Origin of the sequence: Pseudomonas sp. 14P_8.1_Bac3 (genome assembly GCF_025466085.1) — a bacterium.
Classification (GTDB): domain Bacteria; phylum Pseudomonadota; class Gammaproteobacteria; order Pseudomonadales; family Pseudomonadaceae; genus Aquipseudomonas.
This window is the reverse complement of record NZ_JANLOD010000051.1, coordinates 21076-46783: the sequence shown is the minus strand read 5'-3', so window position 1 is coordinate 46783 and position 25708 is coordinate 21076. Positions and strand designations below refer to the sequence as shown.

Below are 25708 nucleotides of genomic sequence, written 5' to 3'. Positions count from 1 at the left end.
GCCTACAGACGGCCTCACCTCAGGGGGTGATGACAGCTTCCGGAAAATCCCGCTCCAGCTCGGTCTTCAGCCACTGGATAAACCACGACACATCCGCCGAGAGTTCGGCGGATGGGGTCAACACGCGATAGCTTTCCAGTTTCACCTCCGCGTCGAGCACCCGCACCAGCGCCCCGCTCTTGAGTTCTTCACGCACCAGCACTTCGTTGGCCAACGCGATGCCCTGCCCGCTCTCGGCCACCGACAGCGCGTGGTCGTTGTTGACGTAGAGCATGTCCGAGTTGAGGTGCACATCCAGGTCGTGCGCGGCGAACCACAGGTTCCACCATTCGCCGTCATCGACGTGGATCAGGTTGTGCTTCACCAGGTCGGCAGGTCCCTCGACGGGGTCGATGCCGGCGAGATAATCCGGGGTGCAGATCGGAAACACGCGCGGGCGGATCAGGCTTGCGCGGGAGTGCGCGTATTGCCCGTCCAGGCCGTAGACGATCCCCAGATCGGCGCTCTTGCCATCGACGTCGGTGAACGTGGAATTGGGCTCGATGGCGAACTTCAATCCCGGGCGCAAATGGCGCATGACTTCGATCCGCGGCATCAGCCAGCGCTTGGCGAACCCCGGCACCACCATGATCCGTAGCCAGCGCTCGGCGTCCTTGGGCCGAGCCTCCTTCCCCGCCTCGACAATCAGCTGCAAGGCCGCCGCAATCTTGCGGTGATATTTCTCGCCGGCCGGCGTCAGGGTCACGCCACGGGAGGTGCGCTCGAACAGTTGAATGCCCAGCCATTCCTCCAGCAACTTCACATGCCGACCGATAGCCGGCTGGGTCACGTGCAGCGCCTTCGAGGCCTCGACGTAACTGCCAAGACGGGCCGCCGCATCGAAGGCGCGCACCGCGTTCAGCGGCGGTAATCGGTGATCAGGCATGGTCGCAGCCACCTTTAGCTATTAAATTATTTAACAGGTCGTATGTTAAAATTGAAGTTTCGCCCCCGCAACCCCTCACTGATAATCGACGCACAGCACAACAAAAAACAGCTGGCTGACTACACCTGAAACACATCTCGATCCTGCCCAGAAAAATAATATCCATGGCCCGACGGCACCGCTGAATCAGCGTATCCGCAGGCGATGGGGGAATCGGAGGTAACGCATGAATGCCCTGCATTCGCTGCAAACGCTGGCGGTGTCCATCCGCTCGGTGCGCAAAGTCTACGGCGATCCAACGACCGGTCCGGTGGCGCTGAAAAGCATCGACCTGGACATTCTCGACAACGAATTCTTCACCCTCCTCGGCCCTTCCGGCTGCGGCAAAACCACACTGTTGCGGATGATCGCCGGGTTCGAATTTCCGACCGAGGGCGAGATTCTGCTCTACGGCGAAAACATCGCCGATCGTCCGCCATTCGAGCGCCCGGTCAACACGGTGTTTCAGCATTACGCCTTGTTCCCGCACATGACCATCGCCGAAAACCTGGCCTTCGGCCTCGAATCGCACCCGATGGGCAAAGTGATGAGCAAAGCCCGGATCGCCGAGCGCATGCGCGAGATGCTGGCGTTGGTGCAAATGGAACGCTTCGCCGCACGCAAGCCGGCGCAACTGTCCGGCGGCCAGCAACAGCGCGTGGCGCTGGCGCGGGCACTGGCACCGCATCCCAAAGTGTTGCTGCTCGACGAACCGCTCTCGGCCCTCGACCTCAAGCTGCGCCAGGCCATGCGCGAAGAGTTGAAAACCATCCAGGCCAAGACCGGCATCACCTTCATCTTCGTCACCCATGACCAGGAAGAAGCGCTGACCATGTCCGACCGCATCGCCGTACTGTCCGAAGGCGAAGTGCAGCAGGTCGGGCGCCCGGAAGACATCTATGAACGCCCGCGCAATCGCTTCGTGGCGGACTTCATCGGCGAAACCAACTTCATCGAAGGCTCGGTCACGCGCGTCGAAGACGGCCGGGCCTGGTTCGCCGGCCCCGCCGGGCACCCGCTGCCGGCACAGCCCTGCAGCGATGTGCAGGTCGGCAGCAACGTCACGCTGTCCGTGCGTCCCGAGCGCTTGCACCTGGTGCCGGCCAGTACAGAAAGCGCGCTGCCCTGCCGGATCGATGCCCAGGTCTACCTCGGCACCGACCTGCAATATCAAGTCAGCCTCAGCGACGGTTCGCGCCTCACCGTGCGCACGCCCAACAGCGTCGATCGCAGCCTGCGCTTCGCCGTGGGCAGCCAGGCCGGCCTGTTGTTTGACAGCGGCAGCGCCAGCGTCCTGCACGATTGAGCCCGAGGATTTGCCATGCACGCTTTACCGATCGCCAATACCCTGGAGCGCCGGCGGGCCTTCCAGAGCTTTCTCGGGGTCAGCCCCGCGCTGATCGCCATCGGCCTGTTTCTGATCGTGCCGATCCTGATCGTCATCGGCTACTCGCTGATGGAAGCCAACCCCTACGGCGGGGTCAACAAAGTCTTCAGCAGCGACGCCTACACCTCGCTGCTGTTCGAGCGGCAACTGGACGACAGCCTGGCCTTCGCCGATTCGTATCTGCTGATCGCCCTGCGCTCCATCGGCATTGCCGGACTGACGACCGTGATCACCTTGCTGATTGGTTTTCCGGTGGCGGTGTGGCTGGCCATGCAACCGGCTCATCGACGCGGCCTGCTGATTTTTCTGATCACCGTGCCGTTCTGGGCCAACCTGCTGATCCGCACCTACGCGTGGATTCTGTTGCTGCGTAACACCGGGGTGATCAACAACAGCCTGATGGGCCTCGGGGTCATCGACCAGCCGTTGCAATTGCTCTACACCGATGGCGCGGTGCTGCTGGGGCTGGTCTATACCTACGCTCCCTTCGTGGTGCTGCCGATTTACGCGACGCTGGAAAAGATGGATATCCGCCTCCTCGAAGCGGCCCAGGATCTCTACGCCGGGCGTGTGCGCACGTTGCGCAAAGTGGTGCTGCCGATCGCCAAGCCGGGAATTCTCGCCGGTGCCATTCTCACGTTCGTGCCGTGCCTGGGCGCGATGATCGCCCCGGAACTGCTCGGCGGCGGCACGCGGATGATGCTCGGCAACCTGATCTTCCGGCAGTTCAGCGATGCGCGTAACTGGCCCTTCGGCGCGGCGCTGTCGCTGGTGCTGATGGCTGCGGTGATGCTGGTGCTGACCGTGTACGCCTTGCGTGCCGAACGTCAACGCATCGCCAAGGGAGGTGCATAATGCTGCGTCCATTCAAGCGAAACGGCCTGGGTGTGCAGGATTTTCCCGGCTTCGGCGGCTTCAGTTTCCTGTTCTACCTGTACCTCTACGCACCGATCGTGGTGCTGGTGGTGTTCTCGTTCAACGCCAACCAGTCTGCCACCGTGTGGACCGGTTTCAGCCTGGACTGGTACCGCGCGGCGTTCGCCAACCAGGCCTTGCGCCAGGCGGCGGGCAACAGTCTGTTGATCGCGGTGTGCGCCAGCATGATCGCCACGGCGATTGCCACCCTCGCCGCCCTCGGCACCTCACGCGGAGCGAAATTCAAGGGCCTGCAACTGTCGATGGGCGCGATCATGCTGCCGCTGGTGCTGCCGGAAATCGTGGTCGGCGTCGCCACCCTGGCGCTGTTCTCCACCCTCGGCCTGTCCCTCGGCTACGGCAACCTGATCATCGCCCACACGGTGTTCTGCATCCCGTTCGCCTACCTGCCGATCCGCGCACGACTCAACGACATGGACCTGTCCCTGGAGCAAGCCTCGGCCGACCTGTACGCCGGCCCGTGGCGAACCTTTCGCAAGGTCACCCTGCCGCTGTTGATGCCGGGGATTTTCTCCGGGCTGATGCTGGCCTTCATCGTCTCGCTGGACAACTTCGTGATCTCGATGATGGTCTCCCAGGCCGGCACCACCACCTTGCCGATCTTCATCTTCGGCTTGTTACGCATGGGCGTGACACCCGACGTCAACGCCGTGTCGACCCTGATCCTGGGCGTCTCGGTGCTGTTCGTCAGCCTCTCCTATCTGCTGGGCAAAAAGAACACCTGAACCTTCTACTTACCGTGGGGAAATAGCATGAGCAAGTTGATTGCAAGCATCGGGACCTCGTTGTTACTGACCATGGCCGGCAGCATTCAGGCCGCGGAAAAACTCAACGTGGTGAGCTGGAGCGGCTACTTTTCGCCGGAGATCCTCGCCAAGTTCCAGAAACAGACCGGCATCGAAGTCACGGTGGATTCCTACGACTCCAACGAAACCCTGCTGGCCAAACTGAAGCAGGGCGGCGCGGGGTACGACGTGGCGATTCCGTCGCACCAGTTCGTCCCGATCCTGATCAAGGAAAACCTGCTGGAACGCTTTGACCCGGTCAAAGAACCTTATTACGCCAGCGTCGTCGACAACCTGAAAAAGCCCACCTGGGATCCGGAAGGTGCCTATTCCATGCCGTTCATCTGGGGCACCACCAGCGTGGTGCTGAACAGCGAACGCTACAAAGGCCCGGCCGACAGTTACAAAGTGCTGTATGAGCCGCCGGCCGAGTTGCAGGGGCGGATCAACATGTTCGATTCGGTCAGCGAAGTGATCGACATGGCCAGCCTTTACCTGAACATCCCGTTGTGCAGCGAAGACCCCAAGCAGATGCAGCAAGTGCTGACCCTGCTCAAGGCGCAGAAACCGTTCGTCAAGACCTACAGCTCCAAGGCCGGCTCGATTCGCGAAAACCTGGCCGCGGGTGAAATCGACATGTCGATGTTCTGGGGCGGCTCGTCGATGCGCGCCCGGGAAATGAAACCCGCCCTGAAATACCTGTACCCGAAAGAAGGCGTGCTGGCGTGGGTCGATAACATGGTGATCCCGACCGGCAGCAAGAACCCGGCAAACGCCAAGGCGTTCATCGCGTTCCTCAGCCAGCCTGAAAACGCTGCCATGACCCAGAACTTCCTCAAGCACCAAAGCCCCATCAAGGGTGTGGAACCGTTCCTCGACGCCAGCCTCAAGGACGCCCCGGAGCTGCACATTCCCGAAGGCACCCAGGTGGTGTTCAGCAAGACCTGCGGCGAGGGCGCGATCCGCCTGGCCGACCGTCTCTGGACCAGCCTGATGCGTTGATTTCTACCGCCCCGTCCCACGAAGGGGTGTTTCTCCAGCCGTCCGAAAGGCAGCGTTGCAATGACTTCTAATAACATCAGCGAACTGGTCCTGCTGCAGGCCCATGAACTCGCCGAACGCATCCGCTCGCGTCAGGTTTCATGCCGCGAAGTGATGCAGACTTATCTGGCCCATATCGATCGTTTCAACCCGCGGATCAATGCGCTGATCAGCCTGCAGCCCGCGGAGGATCTGCTGGCCCAGGCCGATGTCCGCGACGCCGAACTGGCGCGAGGCGAGTACCGTGGCTGGATGCATGGCCTGCCCCATGCGGTCAAGGACCTGTCGCTGACCCAGGGCATCCGCACGACGATGGGATCGCCGCTGTACAAGGACTTTATCCCCGAACGTGACGGGATCATGGTGGAGCGGCTCAAGGCCGCCGGCGCGATCATCATCGGCAAGAGCAACACCCCGGAATTCGGTCTCGGCTCTCAAAGCTACAACCCGCTGTTCGGTGCCACCGGCTGCGCGTTTGACCCGAGCAAAACCGCGGGCGGCAGCAGCGGCGGCGCGGCGGCGGCGCTGGCGATGCATCTGGTGCCGGTGGCCGACGGCAGCGACATGATGGGCTCGCTGCGCAACCCGGCGGCCTTCAACAACATCTTCGGTTTCCGCCCGTCCCAGGGCCGGGTGCCCTTCGATGACAGCGCCGACCTGTTCATCGATCAGCTCGGTTACGAAGGCCCCATGGGGCGCAGCGTGCGCGACGCGGCGTTATTGCTGTCGGTGCAGGCCGGCGCCGATGCCCGGGCGCCGCTGTCCATCGCCGAGTCCGGCAGCGCCTTCGCAGCGCCGTTGGAGCGCGGTTTCAAAGGCACACGCCTGGGCTGGCTGGGGGATTTCAACGGCTATCTGCCGATGGAAAAAGGCATTCTCGAACTCTGCGAGAAGACCTTCGCCGACTTCGAAAGCCTCGGTTGCCACATCGAGGCGGTGCAGCCGGGGTTCGCCCCGCAACGACTGTGGAGCAGCTGGCGAACCTTGCGTCACTGGATGGTCGCCGGCTCCCTGGGCGCGACGTACGCCGACCCGCAAAAGCGCACACAGTTGAAACCCGAAGCCTGCTGGGAAATCGAGCACGGTCTGAAGCTGTCCGCCAGCGAGGTGTTCAGCGCCTCTGTCGACCGCAGCAACTGGTACCGCGCGATCTCCCGACTTTTTGATGAGTTCGATTACTTGCTGCTGCCGAGCGCTCAAGTGTTTGCGTTCGATAAAACCGTACCGTGGCCCACCTCCATCGAAGGCGTGAGCATGGACACCTATCACCGCTGGATGGAGGTGGTGATTCCGGGCACCTTGTCCGGCTGTCCGGTGGCGAATGTGCAGGCCGGCTTCAATGCCAACGGTTTGCCGATGGGCCTGCAGATCATCGGCCGGCATCAGGCCGACTTCGCAGTCTTGCAACTGGCCCACGCTTACGAACAGGCGAGTCGCTGGTTCCAGCGCTGCCCTTCGCCGCTGTTGAGCGAGGGAATTTGATAAACGGTTGATAGCGTAGATAAATTTTTTAAAAAAGCGCTTGACGCATATTCGTTTCCCGCGAATAATGCGCGCCACTTGGCTACATAGCTCAGTTGGTTAGAGCATAGCATTCATAATGCTGGGGTCCGGGGTTCAAGTCCCTGTGTAGCCACCAAGTACCGATTTACAGATGTCTCAGGATGTCTATAAATCAAAACAAGAAGCCCGCCTCGTGCGGGCTTTCTTGTATCTGGACGCCCAAGCTGCTCCACCTGCATCCTTCACATCTTGTATGCCCCCATGTTTGCTTCAATAAAAATTGAACGGGAGGCCTACACGGATGAAACCCAGCGATAACGCGCGCAAAGGGGCCATTGATTTATCTGTCGCCCCGTGGCGCACCTCTGAAGCCGTTAATACCCAAACAGCGACTTGCTCTCCAGGTACTCTTCAAACCCCATCTCCCCCCACTCCCGCCCATTACCCGACTGCTTATAGCCGCCAAACGGCGCAGCCTGGTCGGCCCGGGCGCCATTGAGATGGACCATGCCGGTGCGCAATTGCCGCGCAACCCTGCGGCTGCGTTCGAGGCTGGTCGAAGTGACGTAACCTGACAAGCCATAAGGGCTGTCGTTCGCGATGGCTATCGCCTCGGCTTCGCTGTCGTACGGCATGATCGCCAGGACCGGGCCGAAGATTTCTTCCCGCGCCACGAGCATGTCCGGGGTGACGTCGGCAAATACCGTAGGTTGCACGTAGTAGCCGCGTTCAATCCCTCGTGGTCGTCCCAGCCCTCCGGCGATCAATCGCGAACCCTCGGCGATGGCCTGGGCGATCATGGCCTGTACCCGTTCGAATTGCAGGGCGTTCGCCACAGGACCGATGGCGGAGGTCGGGTTGCTGTCGTCGAAGCACACCTGCGCCAGCACTTCCCGGACGATATCAGTCACCTCCTGTTGCTGCGCGCGCGGTACCAGCAGGCGCGTCGGCGCATTGCACGACTGGCCGCTGTTACGGATGCATGCCTGTAACCCGTGGCGCACCGCGCTTGGCAGGTCGGCGTCGTCGAGCAGGATATTCGCGGATTTGCCGCCCAGTTCCTGCGACACACGCTTGACTGTATCGGCTGCCGCCTTGGCCACTGCGATGCCGGCGCGGGTCGAGCCGGTAAACGACACCATGTCCACTTCGGCATGGCTGGCCAGCGCAGCGCCAACCCCCGGTCCATTACCGTTGACCAGATTGAACACCCCCTTCGGCACCCCGGCCTCATGCAGGATTTGCGCAACGATATGCGCCGACAACGGCGCACACTCACTTGGCTTGAGTATGACGGTGCAGCCCACCGCCAGGGCGGGTGCAAGCTTGCAGGTGAGTTGATTGAGTGGCCAATTCCAGGGGGTGATCAGGGCGCACACGCCGATAGGCTCACGCACCACCAGCGTCTGGCCCAGGCGCCGTTCGAAGCGGTACTCGCGCAGCACTTCCAGCGCCTGCGCCAGATGGCCCAGGCCTGCCGGGACATGCGCGCTTCGGGTCAGGGACAGTGGCGCTCCCATCTCCAGATGAACCGCCTCGATCAACGCCTCGCTGTGGCGTTTGTAGGCTTCGATGATGCGCTGCAGTAAGTCGATGCGGGCCTCGTGCGAACTCGCGGCGAACGCCGGGAAGGCTTGCCGGGCCGCTCTGACCGCGCGCTCCACATCCTGCGCGTCACCCAGGATGATGCGTGCGACCCCCTGCTCAGTGGACGGATTTATCACGGTCTCGACGGTTTCGCCGTGGGGTTTGACCCAGGCGCCATCGATGTAGAACTCAAAAAGATCGGACATACCATCGACTCCCGTCAGGCCACCTGTTGCAACGCAGCCGCCAAGGTGTCAAACACCTGGGCGATCTCCTGCGGACTGATCACCAGCGGCGGCGAAATCACGATGGTGTCGCCCGAGCCGCGTACCAGCACACCCTGCTCAAAACACCACTGCGCCACTTCGCTGCCACGTGCGCCGGCGGCACCGGCCCGCGGTTCGAGCTCGACCGCGCAGAGCAAGCCGATGGTGCGCACATCCAGCACCGGGCCAACGCCCCGCAGCGCCAGCGCGGCCGACTGCCAGAGGCCGCTGACCGCGTTGACGTGTTGATTGATGCCCAGTTCTCGATGCACCTCAATGGTCGCCAGGCCTGCCGCACACGCCAGCGGATGCGCCGAATAGGTGTAGCCGTGCATCAATTCGATGACATTCGCCGGCCCGGCCATGAACGCTTCGTACACCGCACCGCTGACCAGCACGCCGCCCATGGGCACGGCGCCGTTGGTCAGGCCTTTGGCGGTGGTGATCAGGTCTGGCGTCACGTCGAACGCCTGAGCGGCGAAGCTGGCGCCGACGCGGCCGAAACCGGTGATCACTTCGTCGAAAATCAGCAGCACGCCGTGCCGGGTGCAGATCTCGCGCAAGCGTTTCAGATAACCCTGGGGCGGCGGGTACACGCCGCCGGAGCCCGTCACTGGTTCCACGATCACCGCGGCCACCGTGCTCGGGTCCTGAATGTCCAACAGCTGTGTCAGCGCATCGGCGTAATGTTCACCCTGCCGCGGTTGACCGGCGCTGAAACGCATACCCGCGTCGTAAGGCAGCGGCAGGTGTGAAACCTCGCCCAACAACGGACCGAAGTCACGCTTTTGTCGGCCAATACCCGACACCGACAGCCCACCGAAACCCATGCCGTGATAACCCTTGGCACGCCCGATAAACTTGGTACGGCGGCTGTCGCCACGGGCCTGGTGATAAGCCCGGGCAATCTTCAACGCGGTGTCGACGGCCTCGGAACCTGAATTGGTAAAGAAGACCTGCTCCATGCCGGCCGGACTGATAGCGATAAGGCGCTCAGCCATCTGCAGGGCGTGGGGATGGCTCATTTTGAATGACGAGACAAAGTCCAGACGCCCCGCAGCCTCACGAATGGCCTCGACGATTTTCGGCTGGCCATGCCCGGCATTGACACACCAGAGTCCCGCCATTGCATCAAGTACACGGCGCCCATCGGTGGTGGTGTAGTACATGCCGTCAGCGCTGGCGAACATCATGGGGTGTTGCTGGAACTGGCGCATCGGGGTAAACGGTGCCCAGAACGCGCCACACTCGGAAGCTGTCGGATTGGAAATATCGTTCATAGCGACTCCTGCAAAGCTGTGCTTGGATGGCCGATCAGCGTCGGGCGCTGCAACGGGCCTGCGTTAACGTTGACGCTGCGGTCCACATACAAGCTGCCGTGTTCAATGCGGCAGCTGACACGGTCACAAAACGCCATCTCGACGAACTGCCAGGTCATGCTTAATACCCCGTCGTCGGTCCAGCGCGCCTGCGCCACCACCGGGGTGAGTTCCGGCTGGTATTGGTGATGCAGATAATGGCCGGTCATGCTGGTCTGGCTTTCGATGCCGTCGGCCAGCCCGGCGCGAATGCAGTGAGTGCCACGGGGGTCGGTGAGATAGAAATCGCAATGGTCAACGCCAAGCACCAGGCGTATTTCGCTGACTTGATCTTCGTTGGCCTCTATCACAAACGTGCCGTTGAACTCAGCTTGACGCGGCGAGCTCGACGCCCCTGAGAGAAGCGGCCGCCGCTGCCTTGCCAACAGGGCCACCAACTCGGCATCCAGCGCGCCGTCGGCGGGCACGTCCAATGCCGGCAAAAGATGTTCCCAGAGCAGGCTGTGCAAGCGCCGCTCGCCCAAAGGCAGCCCGGCGGTAAAGGCAATCACCGCGCTATGACGGGGCAAGACGATGCATTGCTGGCCAAACACGCCGGAGGCGTAGTAGCCACCGTGCAGGGTCATCCACCACTGGTAGCCGTAGCCTTCGCGGCGCGTGACACCTGCATCGCTCGAGTCGCGGCCCTGGTAGCGCTTGCCGTCGAAGGCCCCCATCCATACATCATCAACATGCCCACGGGTGGCTTCGGCCACCCATTCCCGGGACAGCAGCTGCTGCCCTTCCCAATTGCCCTGTTGCAAGTGCAGCACTCCGAACTTGAGCAAGTCCTCAGTGCTGCAACTCAGGCCGTTGCCGCCAGTGTTGAAGCCGCCAGGTGCAAGGTCCCATTCGATGGCGCCCATGGCCATGGGTTGGAAGATACGCGCGTTGCACAACTCAAAGGCCGTCTGGCCGCTGACTGCGCTGACGATTGCCGAGAGCATGAAACTCGAACCGCTGCTGTAGATAAACTGCTGCCCTGGTGGGTCTTCAACCGGTTCCGCAAGGAACAGCTTGACCCAGCTGTCACTGCGCCCACGCCAGGCCCCGCCGGAAATGCCCTGTCGATGGCCGGTGCGCATGGTCAGCAGATCGCGCACGGTCATGGCAGCCAGGTTTGCGCTGACAGGTACCGGGCAATCGGCCGCGAAAAAGTCCACCACCTTGGCGTCCAGCGACAGCGCGCCGTCATCCACCAACAGCCCGATGGCCATGGATACCCAGCTTTTGGTGACCGAATGCTGAACATGCAACCGCTCGGCGCGATAAGGCGCCCAATACGCTTCGGCCACCACCGCACCATCGCGGTACAGCATGAAACTGTGCAACTCCAGGCCTGCAGCGTTCACCGCCTCAATGAAATCACTCACGCCACGCGCCGATACGCGTTGTTGGCTGGGCGGTGCCCGCCGCAACGGCAAACTCGTCATCTGATCTTTCCCCTCATTTTCGCTCCCTTGGCGTGCAACAGGCTGAACCCTGTTGCACGCCGTAACTGCTACCAGAGCGCCACGGTGTAACCCAGGATCACTCGGTTTTCGTTGGTGTCACGGGTGAAGTTGCTGGTGGCGCTGGCGTTCTGCCAACGCAGCGACACATCCTTGAACGTGCCGCTTTGCACGACGTAGCCGAGACTGAAATCGCGCTCCCACTCGCGCCCTTCGCCCTTGAAGCCGATGACCTTGGCGTTGTCGCCCTTGGCGTAACGCGTCGAAAACAGCAAGCCCGGCAGGCCCAGCGAGGCGAAATCATAGTCATAGCGGGCATGCCACACGCGCTCACCGGTCTGGGAGAAGTTGGCCAATTGGTATTCGGTAAACAGGTAGGTGTTAGTGCCGTCCACGTAGGTGAACGGCGTCGAGCCATACTGTTCCTGGTAACCGCCACTGAGGTTGTGGCCATAGAGGCTGTAGCCGATACGCGTACTCAACGCACGGTTATCCACCTTGCCGGCCAGGGCCGCGGCGTCTTCACTGGCGTTGAAGTAACGGATGTCGGTCTTGAATGTGCCTGGGCCCCACTTGAAGCTATTTTTCAAACCCAGGTAATGCTGCTGGTAGATGCTTTCCAGTTGCGCGTACTGATAGGTAACGACCGTAGTTGGCGTGAGCTTGTACTCGCCGCCGGCGTAGCGGAACTCATCACTTTTGGCGCTGCTTTTGTAGGCGCCGTACTGGCTGGTGAGGCCCATGTCCTCATAGTCAGTCGAGTCGCGTTGCTTGACCTGGTCGAGTTGGCCCAGGCTCAGGGTGAGCTTGTCGATGTCCCTGGAGACCAGGGAAGTGCCGCTGAAACTCTGCGGGAACAGGCGACTGAGGTTGGGTTGCAGGGTCGGCAGGTCGGGCACCATATAGCCCACGCGCAGCTCGCTCTGGGCCAGGCGCGCCTTGCCGGTGAGGCCGAGCTTGGCGTAGTTGTCGTGGGCACGCCGGGCGTAGCTGGGAGATCCCGGCTCGGCGGTGCTGGAGCGGGCCAGCAGCCCGGTGCCGGAGTTGTCGGGGCTCGAATCGAGCTTCACCCCCAACATACCGACCGCATCCAGACCAAAGCCCAACGTCCCCTGCGTGAACCCCGATTGCAGGTTGAGGATAAATCCCTGTGCCCACTCGGCCCGCTTGTTCTGCCCACTGTCTTCGCGGTAGTCACGATTGAAGTAATAGTTCTTCAATTCAAGCGTTGCTTTGCTATCGGCCACAAAGTCGGCACAGGCAAACAGAGGAATGAATCCCGCGCTCATGACACCGGCGTGGGTGACAACCTTAGTGATGCGATTTTTCATTAGTACGCTCCTGGCAGACAGGTTTAATGGGTTTGTTGTTGTTTTCTTCGGCCATGGCTTCGCCCGCTTCGCCAATCACGGATGGGCGAAGGGTGGGGTTCACTGCCATGGCCTGGGGTGCAGCAGTACCTAGATCACACTGGCACGGAGGCGGTAGCTGCCATCCGCACGTTTCTCCAAGGGGCTGGCCGCCGCAAGCAGCCGGCGGGTGTAAGGATGTTGGGGGGCATCGAAAATCGTGTCACGCGGGCCCATTTCGACCAACTCGCCCTGGTTCATCACCGCCACGCGATGCGCAATGCGTTCCACCGCCGACAGGTCGTGGGAAATGAACAGGCAGGCGAAGCCGTATTGGCGTTGCAGACGCTCGAACAGTTCGAGGATCTGCTTCTGGATGGTCATGTCCAACGCCGAAATCGGTTCGTCGGCAATCACCAGTTTGGGCCGCCTGACCAGCGCCCGGCCAATCGCCACGCGCTGGCGTTGACCGCCGGAGAGTTGGTGGGCAAAGCGCTCGCGAAACTGCTCGGGCAAGCCCACGTCCACCAGAGTCTCGATCACCCGCTGGCGCTTTTGCGCCGCTGTCAGCCCCGGCTCATGGCGCAGCGGCTCGGCGATGATCTGGCCGACGGTCATGCGCGGATCAAGGGATGAATACGGATCCTGGAAGATCATCTGGCATTGCAGGCGGTGTGCACGATTGGCGGTCTTGAGGATATCCACACCCTGGAACAGGATCGCCCCGGCACACGGCGTGACCAGCCCGACCACTGCCCGTCCGAGGGTGGTTTTGCCAGAGCCGCTGCCGCCGACCAGGGCCAGGGTTTCCCCCGGTGCGATGCTCAGGTTGACCGAATGCACCACGCGCTTGGGTACGCTGCGCCCCCAGAAACTGCGCGGTCCCGGGTGTTCGATACACACATCCATGACCTGCAGCAACGCGTTATCGGCGGCCGGCAACGGCTCCAGCTCGCCGCGTCGTGGCAGCGCGTCAAGTAACTGCCGGGTGTAGTCGGCCTTCGGTTCGAGCAGGATGTCTTCGATACGGCCCTGCTCCACCGCTTTGCCCGCGCGCATCACCACCACTTTGTGGGCATAACGCGCCACCAGGGACAGGTCGTGACTAATGAACAAAATCGCGGTGCCTTGCTCGCGTGTCAGCTCCAGCATCAACTCGATTACGTCCAGTTGTGCCAGGCAATCGAGCGCCGTGGTTGGCTCGTCAGCGATCAGCAGCGCCGGACGCAGCAACATCACCGAGGCCAGCATGATGCGTTGGCGCATGCCGCCGGAGAACTGGTGCGGGTAGGACGCCAGGCATTTCTCGGCATCCTTGATACCGATGCGTTGCAGCATGGCGCAGCAACGCTCGCGGATCGTCGCCGCATCCAGCGCGGTATGCAATTCGAGCGCCTCGCTCATCTGCCGGCCAATCGTCAGCGCGGGGTTGAGCGAGACCATTGGTTCCTGGAACACCATGCCGATCCGCGCACCGCGTACCTCACGCATCGCCTTGGCATTGCCGCAGTCCAGCGGTTCGCCCTGGAAGGTGATGCGTCCACCACACACCTGCATCGGTGCCGGCAGCAAGCCAATGGCAGCGCGTGCGGCCATGGTCTTGCCGCTGCCCGATTCGCCTACCAGCGCAACGATCTCGCCAGGGGCCATGGTGAAGCTGAAGTCATCGACGGCCAGCGGACCGTCTGCACCGACGCGAATCTGAAGATTTTCAACGGCCAGTAATGGCACTGGAACGCTCATGCTCATTTCCTCATGCGCGGGTCGAGACGATCACGCAAGGCATCGCCGAACAGATTGATAGCCAGCAACGTCAGGCTGATAAAGATGCCCGGGAAGATCCCCAGCCACGGCGCCGTCGAGATGTAGGTGCGGCTCGCCGAAAGCATGCTGCCCCAGGTCGCGGCCGGCGGCGGTACGCCCAGGCCAAGGAAGCTCAGCGCACTCTCCGAGAGCAACGCCCAGCCGAACATGCTGGTGCCCAGCACACACAGCGGCGCCATGCAGTTTGGGGTGATATGGCGAAACATGGTGTACAGCTCGGAGTTACCGATCACCCGGGATGCCTCGATAAACTCCAACTCACGCAACGACAGCACACTGCCCCGCACCACCCGTACCACTGACGGGGTGTAGGCAATGCCCAGCGCGAGCACGATGCCGTACTGGCTGGCGCCAATGATTGCCATGATGCCAAGGGCCATGAGAATGCCCGGGAACGCCAGCAGAGCATCGTTGAGCATCATCAGCACGCGGTCGGTCCAGCCGCGCAGGTAACCGGCAAGCATTCCGATAACCGTGCCGCAGAAAACCGCCACGCTCACCGAAAGCAGGCTGATCCAAAGGCTGGTGCGTGCACCAATGATCAATCGACTGAACACGTCACGACCAAACTCGTCGGTACCCAGCCAGTGCGCAGCAGTCGGCGCGTGCAGACGCGACAACAGGTCCAGCTTGAGCGGGTCATAAGGCGTCCACACCACGCCGAGCAACGCCAGCAATACCAGTGCCGCGAGTAAGCTGCCGCCGATCAATGCATTCAACGGCGGGTAACGCCAGGCACGTCGAGGCGCGGTATCCAGCCCTGTCGGCAACACAGAAGTCTTGAGGTTCATAGCTTCACCCTTGGATCGAACAGCGGATACAGCAGATCCACCAACAGGTTGACCAACACGTAAATGCAGGTGACCAGCAGCAGGCAACCCTGCAGCACCGGATAGTCACGGGAGAAGATCGCATCGACCATCAAGCGGCCGATACCGGGCAAAGTGAACACGGTTTCCAGCACCGCAATGCCGCCGAGCAAATTGCCGAGAATCAGGCCAATCAAGGTCCAGGTCGGCGCAAACGCGTTGCGCAGAGCGTGTTTGCACAGCACCGCCCCCTCCGACAACCCCTTGGCTCGCGCATGGGCGATGTAGTCCAGGCGCAGCACCTCGATGGTACTGGCCCGCGCCATACGGGCAATGGCGCCAAACTCCACCAAGGTCAGGGTGATGATCGGCAACACCACATAGGTCACTGCTTTCATCGGGTCGCTGGCAAAGCCGACGTAACCGATCACCGGCAACCAGCCGAGCTGAATGCCAAACACATAAAGCAACAACAAGCCCAACCAGAAACTCGGCACCGACAGCAGCAACGTCGCCGTCGCCACCAGGCCCAAGTCCAGCGCACTGTTTTGCTTCCAGGCCGCGAGTAAACCCACCGGCACCGCGAGCAGCGTCGCCAGTAACACCGCAACGAGCACCACCGTGGCGCTGACGCTGAAGCGTTCGATCAGCAACGCCAATACCGGCTGGCGGCTGCTGATGGACATCCCAAGATCGCCACTGAGCACCGACTTGATCCAGATCAGGTACTGGGTCACCACCGAGTGGTCCAACCCCAGGCTGCTGCGCATGTCGGCGAGGCTTTGCGGGTCGGCCATGTCGCCCAGCATCAGCAACGCCGGGTCGCCGGGGATCAGGCGAATCAAGGCAAATACAATCACCGAGATCAACAGCAGGGTCGGCACCGCCATGCCAAGCCTGTGCAATATGAATCGAAACATAGCGGTACGCCTTACTTGGAGGTGTCGGCCAGCTTCACGCCCCACAGGCGCGGTTTGGCAACGGGCCAGGAGCGATAACCTTCGATGCGCTTGCCCATGGCACCGATGGCGGTGCCGTTGTAGATGACCACCATCGGTACATCCTTGAGCATCAAGGTGTGTAGCTTGTCGAACAGTGGCTGGCGCTTGGCGGGGTCAACCTCACGCTGGGCCTCGCGCAATATCGCCAAGGCTTCGGGGTTGTCCCAGACCTTGCGCGGCTCCTTCTGTTTGTCGCCGATCACTGATTCGTAGCTCTGCGCTGCATCGAAACGCCCCGAATAAGAGAACGACATCATCTGGTAGCTGCCGGTCTGGTAGCGCTCCAGCTGCGTGCCCCACTCCAAGGTTTCCATCTCGATATTCAGCCCTGCCGCCTGAGTCATGGCCTGGCTGAGCAAACCCATGTCGAACATCTGCGGGTAACGCTTGTTGACCAGCATGCGGATTTTTTCGCCACCGTAACCGGCCTCTTTCAACAGGCGACGGGCCTCGTCGAGGTTGTAGTTGTAGCCTTGGTGCGCGGTGTCGTCGTAGTACGGGCTGGCGGTGGGGATGACCGAGTTGTTGACCACCGACAAGCCATCGGACAAGGCCGCCACCATCTGTGCGTAATCCAGAGACAACGCCACCGCGCGACGAATGCGCACATCTTTTAGCAACGGGTCACGGGTCTGGAACAGCAGGCCGCTGATGGTCATGATCGGGCTGACCTGGATCTGCAGATTCTTGACCTGCTTGAGTTGTGCGGCGTCCATCGCCGTCACGTCCGGCAGCAGATCGACGCCACCCGAGAGCAGCGCGGCCTTGGCCGAGGCCGAATCGGGGATCACCTCGAAACGCACCTTGTCGACGAACGCCTGCTTGTTGCCGGTGTAACCGTCCGCCTCAGCCTCGGCGCGCGGCGTGTATTGCTTGAAGCGATCCAGTTCAACGTACTGGCCCTTCTGCCATTTGCCCAGGGTGAACGGTCCGGTGCCAATCGGTGCATGCCAACTGCCATCGGCGGCCAGGGAGTCCGGGTGCAGGATGCCGCTGCCGGCACAATCCGGGCGAGCCATCGCGGCGAGGAACAAACCGTTAGCCTGGTCCAGCGTGAACACCACGGTTTTGGGGTCAGGGGTGACCACATCGACAATCCTGGCTGCGCCACGCCCGTCGAACTCTGCCAGGCAACGCCACTGGGTTTTGGGGTCCAGGTAGCGCTGCCAGGTCCATTGCACGTCCTTGGCCGTCAACAGCTGGCCATTCTGGAAATGCACGCCGTCTCGCAGGCTGAAGGTGTAGCGCAGGCCGTCCGGCGAGACAGCGACGGCACTGGCCAGCATCGGCGCGATGCTGGTGTCTTCGCGATACGCCACCAGCCCTTCGACGATATGCATCATCACCGCATCGGTATTGTCGTCACGGTTGACGCCCGGGTCGGTGCTGCGGATATCACCATTGAGACCAACGCTGATGACCTTGTCTTGCGCGACGGCCATGGAAAAAGTGCATGCCGACATCGCGACGGCCAGTGCCGTCTTTACGTAGCTATTCACGGGAGAAAGACTCCTTGGAGAAATTTTCCGGTCAGTGGCGAGGGCCAAGGCAGGACCGGCATCAGAATGAGTGAATCCTTGGTTATTGTTATACGGCCTGTTCTGAGTGCATCTACCAGCGGGGTATCAGCCAAGGTTGCGCTTGCGGCGCAACACCTTGACGAAGAAGTCCTGGGCAGCCGGCATGGCCTTGATGCCCTGGTGCGCAACGTTGGGCAACAGGTCGAAATGCACCTGCACGCCGGCGGCTTCGAAACTCGCCTTCAGGCTGGCCAGGCGCTCAGGGCGCGTACGCCCGGCAGCGTTGGCACCGACCATGTAGTGTTTGCCCCCTTCGCGGTGGGTAATTTCCCAGGTTTCGAGGTCCGAATCGCCGACCACCATATGCACCGGCAGTTGCTGCAAGGCTTGCAGGTTCAGCGGTTTGCCAAAGCGCGCAGCGAAGTCCCGCACGCCGACCCACCAGTCCTGCTCGAAATCCAGCAAGGTCACCGAGCCTGGCGCACCGATGGACGCCGCCCAGAGTTTCTCGGGGTGCAGGTAGCAGAACCGGTGGGTGAATTGTCCGCCGCCGGAATATCCGAACAGCGCAAAGGTATCGAAGCGACGACCGTAGCGCTTGCCGACGCTGGCAATCATGTCGAGCAACACTTGGTCGTAACGGATATCGCCCTCGACCAGCTGCTTGTAGCCATCGCCGTTGCTGTCACCCAGCACCCCGACCGGGAACAGTGGCGAAAGGATCACACAATCGTTCCAGCGGCCAAACTCCGCGAAGCCGTTGCGGTAAATCTCCATCGCACGGGTCGAGCCGTGCAGCGACACCACCAGGTCTACTGGCCGGGAGCTGTCTTCGATGGTTTCGGGCACATAGAGGGTGTAGGCAAAACGGCTGTCCTCGTGGTGCGAGTACACCGTGGTAGCGCCGAGGTGATACACATTTTTGGCGGCACGTACGGCTGCGTCGATGGGGTTGGTATCTGGATTGCTCATGTGGAAAGTTCGCCGAGTCAGTTCGGACTTGAGTATTGGCCGGGCGCTATAAAAAGAAAAACTAATTAAACTTTATCCAGGGAAAACAAAACCTTTATGATCAAGCGCTACCCATGGCCGCGAGTGGACCCGTGAGCAACATTCGTTTTTTCAAGACATTTATCGCCGTCGCAGAGTACGGCAGCTTTGCCGCCGCTGCCGACCGAGTGGCCCTGACCAACGCCGCCGTCGGCCAACAAATGCGCGCACTCGAAGAGGAAATGCGCCGCCCGCTGTTCGACCGCAGCCAGCGGCAGATCAAGCTGAGCCGCGATGGTGTGTTATTACTACCCAAGGCCAAGCGCCTGCTGGCGGACTACGAACAAATGATTGCTGAAGCCCCCGATGGCGAGGCCATGGAGGGCGAAGTGTCGATCGGCGGCATTACCTCTGGCATGGGCCTGCTCGCCAATTGCCTGGTGCAACTGAAAAAGCTGCACCCCAGGATATCGGTCAACCTGATGACCGCCCGTTCCGACGAAGTGGTCAACCTGGTGCAGGCCGCCAAACTCGACGCCGCGCTGCTGATCGAGACGGCGCGGCAAAACTTCAATGGCTTGAGTTGGACCCTGCTCTATAACGAACCGATCGTCATGCTCGCCAATGCCACACAGACCGCCGGCATCAACGACGCGGTGGAGTTACTGAGAACCCAGCCGTTTATTCGCTACGACAGGTCCACGGCAGTGGGCCGCAAGGTGCAGTCGATCATCAAGAGTGAATCGGTCGAACCGCTGGAGATTCTGGAGCTGAACTCGATCATCGGAATCGCCGACCTGGTACGCCAGCAAGTCGGGGTGGCGATTGTGCCGCTGCTGAAAAATTTCGACTGGCACAAGGACCCAAGCCTGCGGGTGCTGCCATTGCCGGGCGACCTGGCGGTACGCCGGGTGGGCATCTTGGAACAAGGCACCAAAAGTGCAATTACCGGGGAAATTCGCAAGTTGCTGATGTCGGCTGTGGCGAGGTAATCCTTCCCCTGGCGCGTTTCATTAGTGCCTGCTATCGGGAAAGTCCGCGGCCGAATGCTGTCACCCATTCCAAGGCCGTTTGTACACTTATCTCGCGCGCGCCGAAGGGCGTGCACTCTCCCCGCGGCGACGAAGCGCCGACTTGACGTTATGCCAATGCCATATTCTCCTTTTTATGGAGATCAGCGGACCTCCTGTGTATTGCGCAAGAAACGCTCAAATGCCCGCGTAGCTGAGGCCCGTCCCCATAAACGCCCAGTGCCCACTGCTTCGAGCGCCTGCCGTCAGGTTACGCACGCATCGCCGCCAGTGCGGACAAGCCCCGCTCCCAAATCTGCCAGGTGCGCAGCCAGACCATCGCCTGCCAATCGGTGTCGGCAGGATAGAACTGCTCCAGCAGATTCAGCTTGATGTCACGCCCTATCGCGTCGCCCGGATTGCCATGCAGGTGCAACCAGTGGTCGTCGCGCAAATGCCGATGAACCGCGGGTCCCGGGTAGGTCCCGCACTCGATCACGAATGGCATCAATCGCACCTGCGGCAACGCATTGATCAGCGCTTGCGAGGTGTACCCGGTCGCGGTGGCTGCGACGCCGGTTTCACTCAATGTGTTTGCGCCGGTCAGCAGTGTGTACAGCCACGGCCCGTAGATCGCCTGCGCTTCTGGCAACGCCGGATAAGCGGACTCGGTGATGGTCAGCAGCATCGGATGGCCGTACTCCCCGGCGCCGGTGTGCAGGTCGAAGCACATCGCGACTTCGGCGTGGGCGACGTGGGTTTGCATGATCCGGTGCAACGTGCGGTTCGACCAGCTCGGCGCCCACCCACCGTAGAACAGCCCGTCGGGATGGCTGTGCTGCCCGCCTTCGACAATCGACATCACCGCCGGCCAGCCGTGTTCGCGTATCTGCGCGTCGAGCAACGCATCGGCGCGATCACGCTCTGGACCATTCAAATCAGTGAACGCGTAGATCTCATGCAGCGCGGCGTAGGCCTGGTTGTCCGGCAACGGCTGTTCGAAATTCAGGTGATTGCGGTTGAGGTCGATGTTGTCTTCATTGACCCGGCGCAGCCACGCCGTGCCCCAAGGGTTGATCAGATGGACGAATACCACCGCGACATCGGCCGGCAGCGAACGCTCGCCCAACGCCTGCAGCCATTTGATCTGACAGCCCGAACCATAGAAACCTTCGACCCCGTGAGTGCCGCTCAAGGCAATCAACAGGCGCTTGGCACCGGGATCACCGAGTACCGCCACATCGGTGCTCAACGGCTCGCCGAACGGCCCCTTTAGCGGGTGCGGGTATTCAGTCAGTGTCGCGCCGGCCGCGGTCGCTGCGGCCAGGAATTGTTCACGCTGACTGCGATAACTGGGCTGGGTGGGAAAGTCGGTCTGCATGTCTGCCTCTTGTGGTCTTCTGACCTGTCTGTTGCCTTCGACCCTACAGAAATTTCTTCAGCGGATGAAGGACAAATACCACCCGACGTTTGCGTGACTGCCAGTCGGCCGATACAGTCCGGTGACCTTTCCCAAGGACGGAGTGCCTCGCGTGTTCGCAACCTTCCGCTTGAATCGTTATCGCCTGTCAGCCCTTTCGCTGATTGCCAGCGGATTAATCCTTGCCGCGTGCAACGCTCCGCCCGCCTCGACGTTGCCGATCGCGCCGGAAAACGCCTCAGGCTTTCGCACCGACCTGCAAACCCGCCACGCCGCGAAACACATGGCCGCCGCCGCGAATCCCCTCGCGGCCGAAGCCGGACGGGCGATGCTGCGTCAGGGCGGCTCGGCGATCGACGCCGCCATTGCGATGCAGGCGGTGCTGACGCTGGTCGAACCACAATCGTCGGGTATCGGCGGCGGCGCGTTGATCGTGCTCTGGGACGGTAAGCGGGTGCGCACATTCGACGGTCGCGAAACCGCACCGGCCGGCGCCACCGAGAACCTGTTCCTGCAGGCAGACGGCACACCGATGCCGTTCACCCAGGCGCAGATTGGCGGCCGTTCCGTGGGCACGCCAGGCGTGTTGCGGGCGCTGGAACTGGCCCATCAGAAACACGGACGCCTGCCGTGGGCGCAATTGTTTGAGCCCGCGATCACCCTCGCGGAGCAAGGTTTCCCCATTTCACCGCGCCTGCACCTGCTGATCGCTGCGGATTCCTCCATGCGCAACTCACCCGAAATGATGGCGTATTTCCGCAACGCCGATGGCAGCCCGAAAGCCGTCGGCACGCGGCTGAAAAACCCGGCGCTGGCCGCAGTATTCAAACGCATCGCGCAGGAAGGCCCCGATGCGTTCTACACAGGCGCCGTCGCTGAGGAAATCGTCGCCAAGGTTCAAGGGCACGCCAACCCCGGGAGCCTGTCGCTGAGCGATCTCAGTGGTTACTCCGCCAAGGAGCGCGCGCCGTTGTGCACCGATTACAAGCGCTGGCAGGTCTGCGGCATGCCGCCGCCGTCATCGGGCGGAATCGCCGTGGCGCAGATCCTCGGCACCTTGCAGGCGCTGGAAAGCCGCGACCCACGCTTCGCCCTGGCGTCCCTGAAACCACTCAAGAGCACGGCACCCGCCGGCATCGAACCGACACCGCAAGCCGTGCACCTGATTGCCGAGGCCGAACGCCTCGCCTACGCCGACCGTGCGCAGTATGTCGCCGACAGCGACTTCGTGCCCGTGCCGGTCAAAGGCCTGGTGGACCCAACCTATCTGGCCAGCCGCGCCGCCCTGATCGGCGAGCGCAGCATGGGCATGGCCAAACCCGGCACCCCGCCCGGCATTCAAGTCGCCTACGCGCCGGACCGCTCGCCCCTGCGCATTTCCACCTCGCAGGTGGTGGCGGTCGATGACCGCGGCGACGCGGTTTCGATGACCACCACGGTCGAATCGGCATTCGGCTCCCACCTCATGGTCCAGGGCTTCATGCTCAATAACCAGCTGACCGACTTCTCATTCATCCCCGAAGAAAACGGGCAGAAAGTCGCCAACCGCGTCGAACCGGGCAAACGCCCGCGCTCGTCCATGGCACCGACCCTGATCTTCGACCGCCAGAACGGCGAATTCCTCGCCACCCTTGGCTCTCCCGGCGGCTCGCAGATCATCGAATACGTCGCCAAATCCACCATCGGCCTGCTCGACTGGCAGCTCGACCCGCAAACCGCTATCAACCTCCCCAATTTCGGCAGCCGCAACGGCCCGACCGAACTGGAGCAGGGACAGTTCAGTGCGGAGACGATTCAGGCGTTGAAGGACAAAGGGCACAGCGTGAATGAGATCGACATGACGAGCGGCACCCAGGCGATTGTTCGGGTCAAGGATGCCCAGGGAAACGCAGCGCTGGCAGGCGGCGCGGACCCGCGGCGTGAAGGGGAAGCGTTAGGGGATTGAAGATTTGCATGCCCGCGCGCCCCTGTAGGAGCCAGGTACACCGCACCCAGCCTAGCGAGAAATCTTCAGCGCCTTTCGCGCCTGGTGTTTTTCCAGCGCCAGCTCGATCAGGCGGCTGACCAGTTCGCTATAGGCCATGCCAGTGGCCTGCCACAGCTTGGGGTACATGCTGATGCGCGTAAAACCGGGGAGCGAGTTGATCTCGTTGATCAGCACTTCGCCGTTATCGGTCAGGAACACATCGACCCGCGCAAGGCCGGAACACCCCAACACATGAAACGCCTCCACGGCCAGCGCCCGAATACGCTCGCTGGCCTCGCTGCTGATGTCGGCCGGGACCACCACTTCAGCGGCCTGTGCGTCGATGTATTTACTGTCGTAGGAATAGAACCCGCTGCGCACCACGATTTCGCCGCAGCCACTGGCGATGGCTTCTTCGTTGCCAAGCACTGCGCACTCGATCTCGCGACCGCTGACGGCGGATTCAATCAATACTTTCTCATCGAACCCCAACGCCAGTTCTACCGCAGCCAGGTATTCGGCTTCATCGCTGACCTTGCTCACCCCCACCGAAGAACCCTGGTTCGCCGGTTTGACGAACAGCGGCAGACCGAGTTTGCCCTGAACCTGGGCGAACCCGGTGCGCTTCGCCGTAGCGCGGGTCAGGGTCACGAACGGCGTGACCGCCAGCCCGGCATCGCGCAGCAGGCGCTTGCTGATGTCCTTGTCCATGCACACCGCCGAGCCGAGCACGTCGGAGCCGACAAATGGCAGATCCGCCATGCGCAGCAACCCTTGCAGGCAGCCGTCTTCACCCAGGGTGCCGTGGACGATCGGGAAGATCACGTCGACGTGCCCCAGCAGTTCCTGACTTGATGTTTCCACCAGTTGCTGACTGGCCTTGCCCGGTACTACGGCGAGTTCGCGGTTGGACTGATTGAGGGCGATCAGCGCCGGGTTTTCCTGGTTCAGCAGGAAATTTGACGGGTCGTTGAGGTGCCAGTGGCCCTGTTTGTCGATACCGATCAGCACGGGTTCGAAGCGCGACCGATCCAGCGCATCGACGATGTTTTTCGCTGATTGCAGCGACACTTCATGCTCAGCCGAACGGCCGCCAAAAATTATGCCTACCCGCAGTTTGCTCATGACCCGGCCTCATCGTAAATGTGCCGTTTCATACCACGGCCAATGGCACGAATTAAAGCACCGGACGCTACCCGGGAAACTGAAACTTCCCTGGCGCGTCGCCAGTCATTGCTAATGCACAGCCCGAATTTGCATTTGCGCCATGAAGAGGCCGCCCTTTGAACGCTGATTCGCATCGCCGCAATGCCCTTTCGTTGGACGGGCTCAACTTTTTTCTTGCCGATGTACGGGATGGTCTCGGCCCGTACCTGGCCATCTATTTGCTGGCCGTGCATCACTGGGAGCCGGCGAGCATTGGTCTGGTGATGACCATCGCCGGGATTGCGGCGTTGCTGGCGCAGACACCGGCGGGGGCACTGATCGACAAGACTCGACGCAAGCGTGGCGTCGTCATCGTTGCGGCGCTTTTAGTGACGCTGGGTTGCCTGCTGCTGCCATTTATTACCTCCTTCACGCTCGTGGCCGTAACCCAGGCGCTCAGCTCCGTCGCCGCGTCGGTGTTCGCCCCCGCGATTGCCGCGATTTCATTGGGCATCACCGGGCCTCGCGCCTTCACCCGACGCACCGGTCGCAATGAAACCTTCAATCATGCAGGTAACGCCGTTGCGGCGTTGCTCGCCGGAGGTTTTTCCTATCTCTTGGGCCCGGTGGCGGTGTTTTACCTGATGGCGGTGATGGCACTGGCCAGTGTGATCGCGATCAGCTTTATCTCCCCGCAGGCCATCGATCACGACGTGGCGCGGGGTTTTGACCCTGACGCACCGGCGCAGGGGGAGAATCCCTCGGCAATGAAGGTGCTGCTGCACAACCGTCCGCTGTTGGTGTTCGCCATCTGCTGTGGGCTGTTCCATCTGGCGAATGCGGCGATGTTGCCGCTGGTGAGCCAAAAACTGTCACTGGTGAATTTGCAGATGGCCACGCCACTGACGTCCGCGTGCATCGTGGCCGCGCAGTTGGTGATGGTGCCGGTAGCGTTGCTGGTGGGGTGGAAAGCCGATGTATGGGGCCGCAAGCCGCTGCTGCTCGCCGGTTTTTTGATCCTGCCCTTGCGCGGCGTGCTCTACGTGCTGTCGGACGATCCCTATTGGCTGGTCGCGGTGCAATTGCTCGACGGGATTGGGGCGGGAATATTCGGCGCGCTGTTTCCAGTCGTGGTCAAGGACCTGACCCAAGGCACCGGACGCTTCAACGTCAGTCTGGGTGCCCTGTCGACGGTGTTCGGCCTCGGCGCCGCGCTGAGTAATGGCCTGGCCGGTCTGGTGGTTCAACAGGCCGGCTACAGCGCGGCGTTCCTGACCCTGGCGGCAGTGGCAGCCACGGCGTTTGTTTTATTGCTACTGGCCATGCCGGAGACGTTCAACCCGAGGACTGCCCAGCCTCGCCCGCCGGCTCATGAAGCGAACATGTTGAGCTGAC

Annotated in this window: 20 protein-coding genes and 1 tRNA gene; 9 read left to right on the top strand and 12 right to left on the bottom strand. The window is 61.7% G+C overall.

Annotated features, from left to right (window positions below):
* Positions 1 to 19: 19 nt before the first annotated feature.
* Complete coding sequence (locus NTD84_RS16590) at positions 20 to 925, bottom strand: LysR substrate-binding domain-containing protein (protein ID WP_262167473.1); 906 nt, start codon at positions 923 to 925, stop codon at positions 20 to 22.
* 226 nt (positions 926 to 1151) lie between these two features.
* Here NTD84_RS16590 and NTD84_RS16585 point away from each other — a divergent pair, with 226 nt between their 5' ends.
* The 6 genes from NTD84_RS16585 (at position 1152) to NTD84_RS16560 (ending at position 6752) form a co-directional block, all read left to right on the top strand.
* Positions 1152 to 2270 (top strand): ABC transporter ATP-binding protein, encoded by a 1119-nt coding sequence (locus tag NTD84_RS16585; protein ID WP_262167471.1) that lies wholly within the window; start codon positions 1152 to 1154, stop codon positions 2268 to 2270.
* Positions 2271 to 2285: 15 nt separating this feature from the next.
* Positions 2286 to 3206: an ABC transporter permease gene (locus NTD84_RS16580; RefSeq protein WP_262167470.1), complete on the top strand. Its 921-nt coding sequence runs from the start codon at positions 2286 to 2288 to the stop codon at positions 3204 to 3206.
* Complete coding sequence (locus tag NTD84_RS16575) at positions 3206 to 4012, top strand: ABC transporter permease (RefSeq protein WP_410017362.1); 807 nt, start codon at positions 3206 to 3208, stop codon at positions 4010 to 4012. Before NTD84_RS16580 ends, NTD84_RS16575 begins: the two co-directional genes overlap by 1 nt.
* A gap of 27 nt (positions 4013 to 4039) precedes the next feature.
* Complete coding sequence (locus NTD84_RS16570) at positions 4040 to 5074, top strand: extracellular solute-binding protein (RefSeq protein ID WP_262167469.1); 1035 nt, start codon at positions 4040 to 4042, stop codon at positions 5072 to 5074.
* A gap of 60 nt (positions 5075 to 5134) precedes the next feature.
* Positions 5135 to 6595 carry an amidase gene (locus tag NTD84_RS16565; protein WP_262167468.1) on the top strand — a complete coding sequence of 487 codons (1461 nt, stop codon included), beginning with the start codon at positions 5135 to 5137 and terminating at the stop codon, positions 6593 to 6595.
* A gap of 80 nt (positions 6596 to 6675) precedes the next feature.
* A tRNA-Met gene (locus NTD84_RS16560) sits at positions 6676 to 6752 on the top strand.
* 238 nt (positions 6753 to 6990) lie between these two features.
* Here NTD84_RS16560 and NTD84_RS16555 read toward each other — a convergent pair.
* The 9 genes from NTD84_RS16555 to NTD84_RS16515 form a co-directional block, all read right to left on the bottom strand.
* Entirely contained in the window at positions 6991 to 8409 is a 1419-nt protein-coding gene (locus tag NTD84_RS16555) for an aldehyde dehydrogenase family protein (protein ID WP_262167467.1), read from the bottom strand.
* A 14-nt stretch (positions 8410 to 8423) separates the two neighbouring features.
* Positions 8424 to 9749 (bottom strand): aminotransferase class III-fold pyridoxal phosphate-dependent enzyme, encoded by a 1326-nt coding sequence (locus NTD84_RS16550; protein ID WP_262167466.1) that lies wholly within the window; start codon positions 9747 to 9749, stop codon positions 8424 to 8426.
* Positions 9746 to 11260, bottom strand: a complete 1515-nt coding sequence (locus NTD84_RS16545) for a serine hydrolase domain-containing protein (RefSeq protein WP_262167465.1) — start codon at positions 11258 to 11260, stop codon at positions 9746 to 9748. The genes NTD84_RS16550 and NTD84_RS16545 overlap by 4 nt, the downstream gene beginning before the upstream one ends.
* A 68-nt stretch (positions 11261 to 11328) precedes the next feature.
* Complete coding sequence (locus NTD84_RS16540) at positions 11329 to 12609, bottom strand: OprD family porin (protein WP_262167464.1); 1281 nt, start codon at positions 12607 to 12609, stop codon at positions 11329 to 11331.
* Positions 12610 to 12738: 129 nt separating this feature from the next.
* Positions 12739 to 14370 (bottom strand): ABC transporter ATP-binding protein, encoded by a 1632-nt coding sequence (locus tag NTD84_RS16535; RefSeq protein WP_262167463.1) that lies wholly within the window; start codon positions 14368 to 14370, stop codon positions 12739 to 12741.
* Positions 14371 to 14372: 2 nt separating this feature from the next.
* The gene (locus NTD84_RS16530; RefSeq protein ID WP_262167462.1) at positions 14373 to 15242 is read right to left on the bottom strand and encodes an ABC transporter permease; all 870 of its coding nucleotides are present in this window, start codon (positions 15240 to 15242) and stop codon (positions 14373 to 14375) included.
* On the bottom strand, positions 15239 to 16180 hold the full coding sequence (locus NTD84_RS16525; protein WP_262167461.1) for an ABC transporter permease: 942 nt from the start codon (positions 16178 to 16180) through the stop codon (positions 15239 to 15241). The genes NTD84_RS16530 and NTD84_RS16525 overlap by 4 nt, the downstream gene beginning before the upstream one ends.
* A gap of 11 nt (positions 16181 to 16191) precedes the next feature.
* Positions 16192 to 17760 carry an ABC transporter substrate-binding protein gene (locus NTD84_RS16520; RefSeq protein ID WP_262167459.1) on the bottom strand — a complete coding sequence of 523 codons (1569 nt, stop codon included), beginning with the start codon at positions 17758 to 17760 and terminating at the stop codon, positions 16192 to 16194.
* A gap of 126 nt (positions 17761 to 17886) precedes the next feature.
* The gene (locus NTD84_RS16515) at positions 17887 to 18753 is read right to left on the bottom strand and encodes an alpha/beta hydrolase (protein WP_262167458.1); all 867 of its coding nucleotides are present in this window, start codon (positions 18751 to 18753) and stop codon (positions 17887 to 17889) included.
* A gap of 131 nt (positions 18754 to 18884) precedes the next feature.
* On the opposite strand from NTD84_RS16515, the gene NTD84_RS16510 reads away from it, so the two are divergent.
* Entirely contained in the window at positions 18885 to 19763 is an 879-nt protein-coding gene (locus NTD84_RS16510) for a LysR family transcriptional regulator (protein ID WP_262167457.1), read from the top strand.
* Positions 19764 to 20052: 289 nt separating this feature from the next.
* Here NTD84_RS16510 and NTD84_RS16505 read toward each other — a convergent pair whose 3' ends face one another.
* Entirely contained in the window at positions 20053 to 21162 is a 1110-nt protein-coding gene (locus NTD84_RS16505; protein WP_262167456.1) for a M14 family metallopeptidase, read from the bottom strand.
* A 151-nt stretch (positions 21163 to 21313) separates the two neighbouring features.
* Here NTD84_RS16505 and ggt point away from each other — a divergent pair, with 151 nt between their 5' ends.
* The gene (gene ggt / locus NTD84_RS16500; protein ID WP_262167455.1) at positions 21314 to 23146 is read left to right on the top strand and encodes a gamma-glutamyltransferase; all 1833 of its coding nucleotides are present in this window, start codon (positions 21314 to 21316) and stop codon (positions 23144 to 23146) included.
* A gap of 51 nt (positions 23147 to 23197) precedes the next feature.
* On the opposite strand, the gene ddlA is transcribed toward ggt, so the two are convergent.
* Entirely contained in the window at positions 23198 to 24292 is a 1095-nt protein-coding gene (gene ddlA / locus NTD84_RS16495; protein ID WP_262167454.1) for a D-alanine--D-alanine ligase, read from the bottom strand.
* Positions 24293 to 24450: 158 nt separating this feature from the next.
* On the opposite strand from ddlA, the gene NTD84_RS16490 reads away from it, so the two are divergent.
* A complete protein-coding gene (locus tag NTD84_RS16490) occupies positions 24451 to 25707 on the top strand; it encodes an MFS transporter (RefSeq protein WP_262167453.1) in 1257 nt (418 codons plus the stop codon).
* The last annotated feature ends 1 nt before the right edge of the window (position 25708 follow it).

Excerpts from the sequence above, each read along its gene's own strand:
- NTD84_RS16590 (WP_262167473.1), bottom strand. The coding sequence starts at position 925 with ATGCCTGATCACCGATTACCGCCGCTGAACGCGGTGCGCGCCTTCGAT.
- NTD84_RS16585 (WP_262167471.1), top strand. The coding sequence starts at position 1,152 with ATGAATGCCCTGCATTCGCTGCAAACGCTGGCGGTGTCCATCCGCTCG.
- NTD84_RS16580 (WP_262167470.1), top strand. The coding sequence starts at position 2,286 with ATGCACGCTTTACCGATCGCCAATACCCTGGAGCGCCGGCGGGCCTTC.
- NTD84_RS16575 (WP_410017362.1), top strand. The coding sequence starts at position 3,206 with ATGCTGCGTCCATTCAAGCGAAACGGCCTGGGTGTGCAGGATTTTCCC.
- NTD84_RS16570 (WP_262167469.1), top strand. The coding sequence starts at position 4,040 with ATGAGCAAGTTGATTGCAAGCATCGGGACCTCGTTGTTACTGACCATG.
- NTD84_RS16565 (WP_262167468.1), top strand. The coding sequence starts at position 5,135 with ATGACTTCTAATAACATCAGCGAACTGGTCCTGCTGCAGGCCCATGAA.
- NTD84_RS16555 (WP_262167467.1), bottom strand. The coding sequence starts at position 8,409 with ATGTCCGATCTTTTTGAGTTCTACATCGATGGCGCCTGGGTCAAACCC.
- NTD84_RS16550 (WP_262167466.1), bottom strand. The coding sequence starts at position 9,749 with ATGAACGATATTTCCAATCCGACAGCTTCCGAGTGTGGCGCGTTCTGG.
- NTD84_RS16545 (WP_262167465.1), bottom strand. The coding sequence starts at position 11,260 with ATGACGAGTTTGCCGTTGCGGCGGGCACCGCCCAGCCAACAACGCGTA.
- NTD84_RS16540 (WP_262167464.1), bottom strand. The coding sequence starts at position 12,609 with ATGAAAAATCGCATCACTAAGGTTGTCACCCACGCCGGTGTCATGAGC.
- NTD84_RS16535 (WP_262167463.1), bottom strand. The coding sequence starts at position 14,370 with ATGAGCGTTCCAGTGCCATTACTGGCCGTTGAAAATCTTCAGATTCGC.
- NTD84_RS16530 (WP_262167462.1), bottom strand. The coding sequence starts at position 15,242 with ATGAACCTCAAGACTTCTGTGTTGCCGACAGGGCTGGATACCGCGCCT.
- NTD84_RS16525 (WP_262167461.1), bottom strand. The coding sequence starts at position 16,180 with ATGTTTCGATTCATATTGCACAGGCTTGGCATGGCGGTGCCGACCCTG.
- NTD84_RS16515 (WP_262167458.1), bottom strand. The coding sequence starts at position 18,753 with ATGAGCAATCCAGATACCAACCCCATCGACGCAGCCGTACGTGCCGCC.
- NTD84_RS16505 (WP_262167456.1), bottom strand. The coding sequence starts at position 21,162 with ATGCAGACCGACTTTCCCACCCAGCCCAGTTATCGCAGTCAGCGTGAA.
- ddlA (WP_262167454.1), bottom strand. The coding sequence starts at position 24,292 with ATGAGCAAACTGCGGGTAGGCATAATTTTTGGCGGCCGTTCGGCTGAG.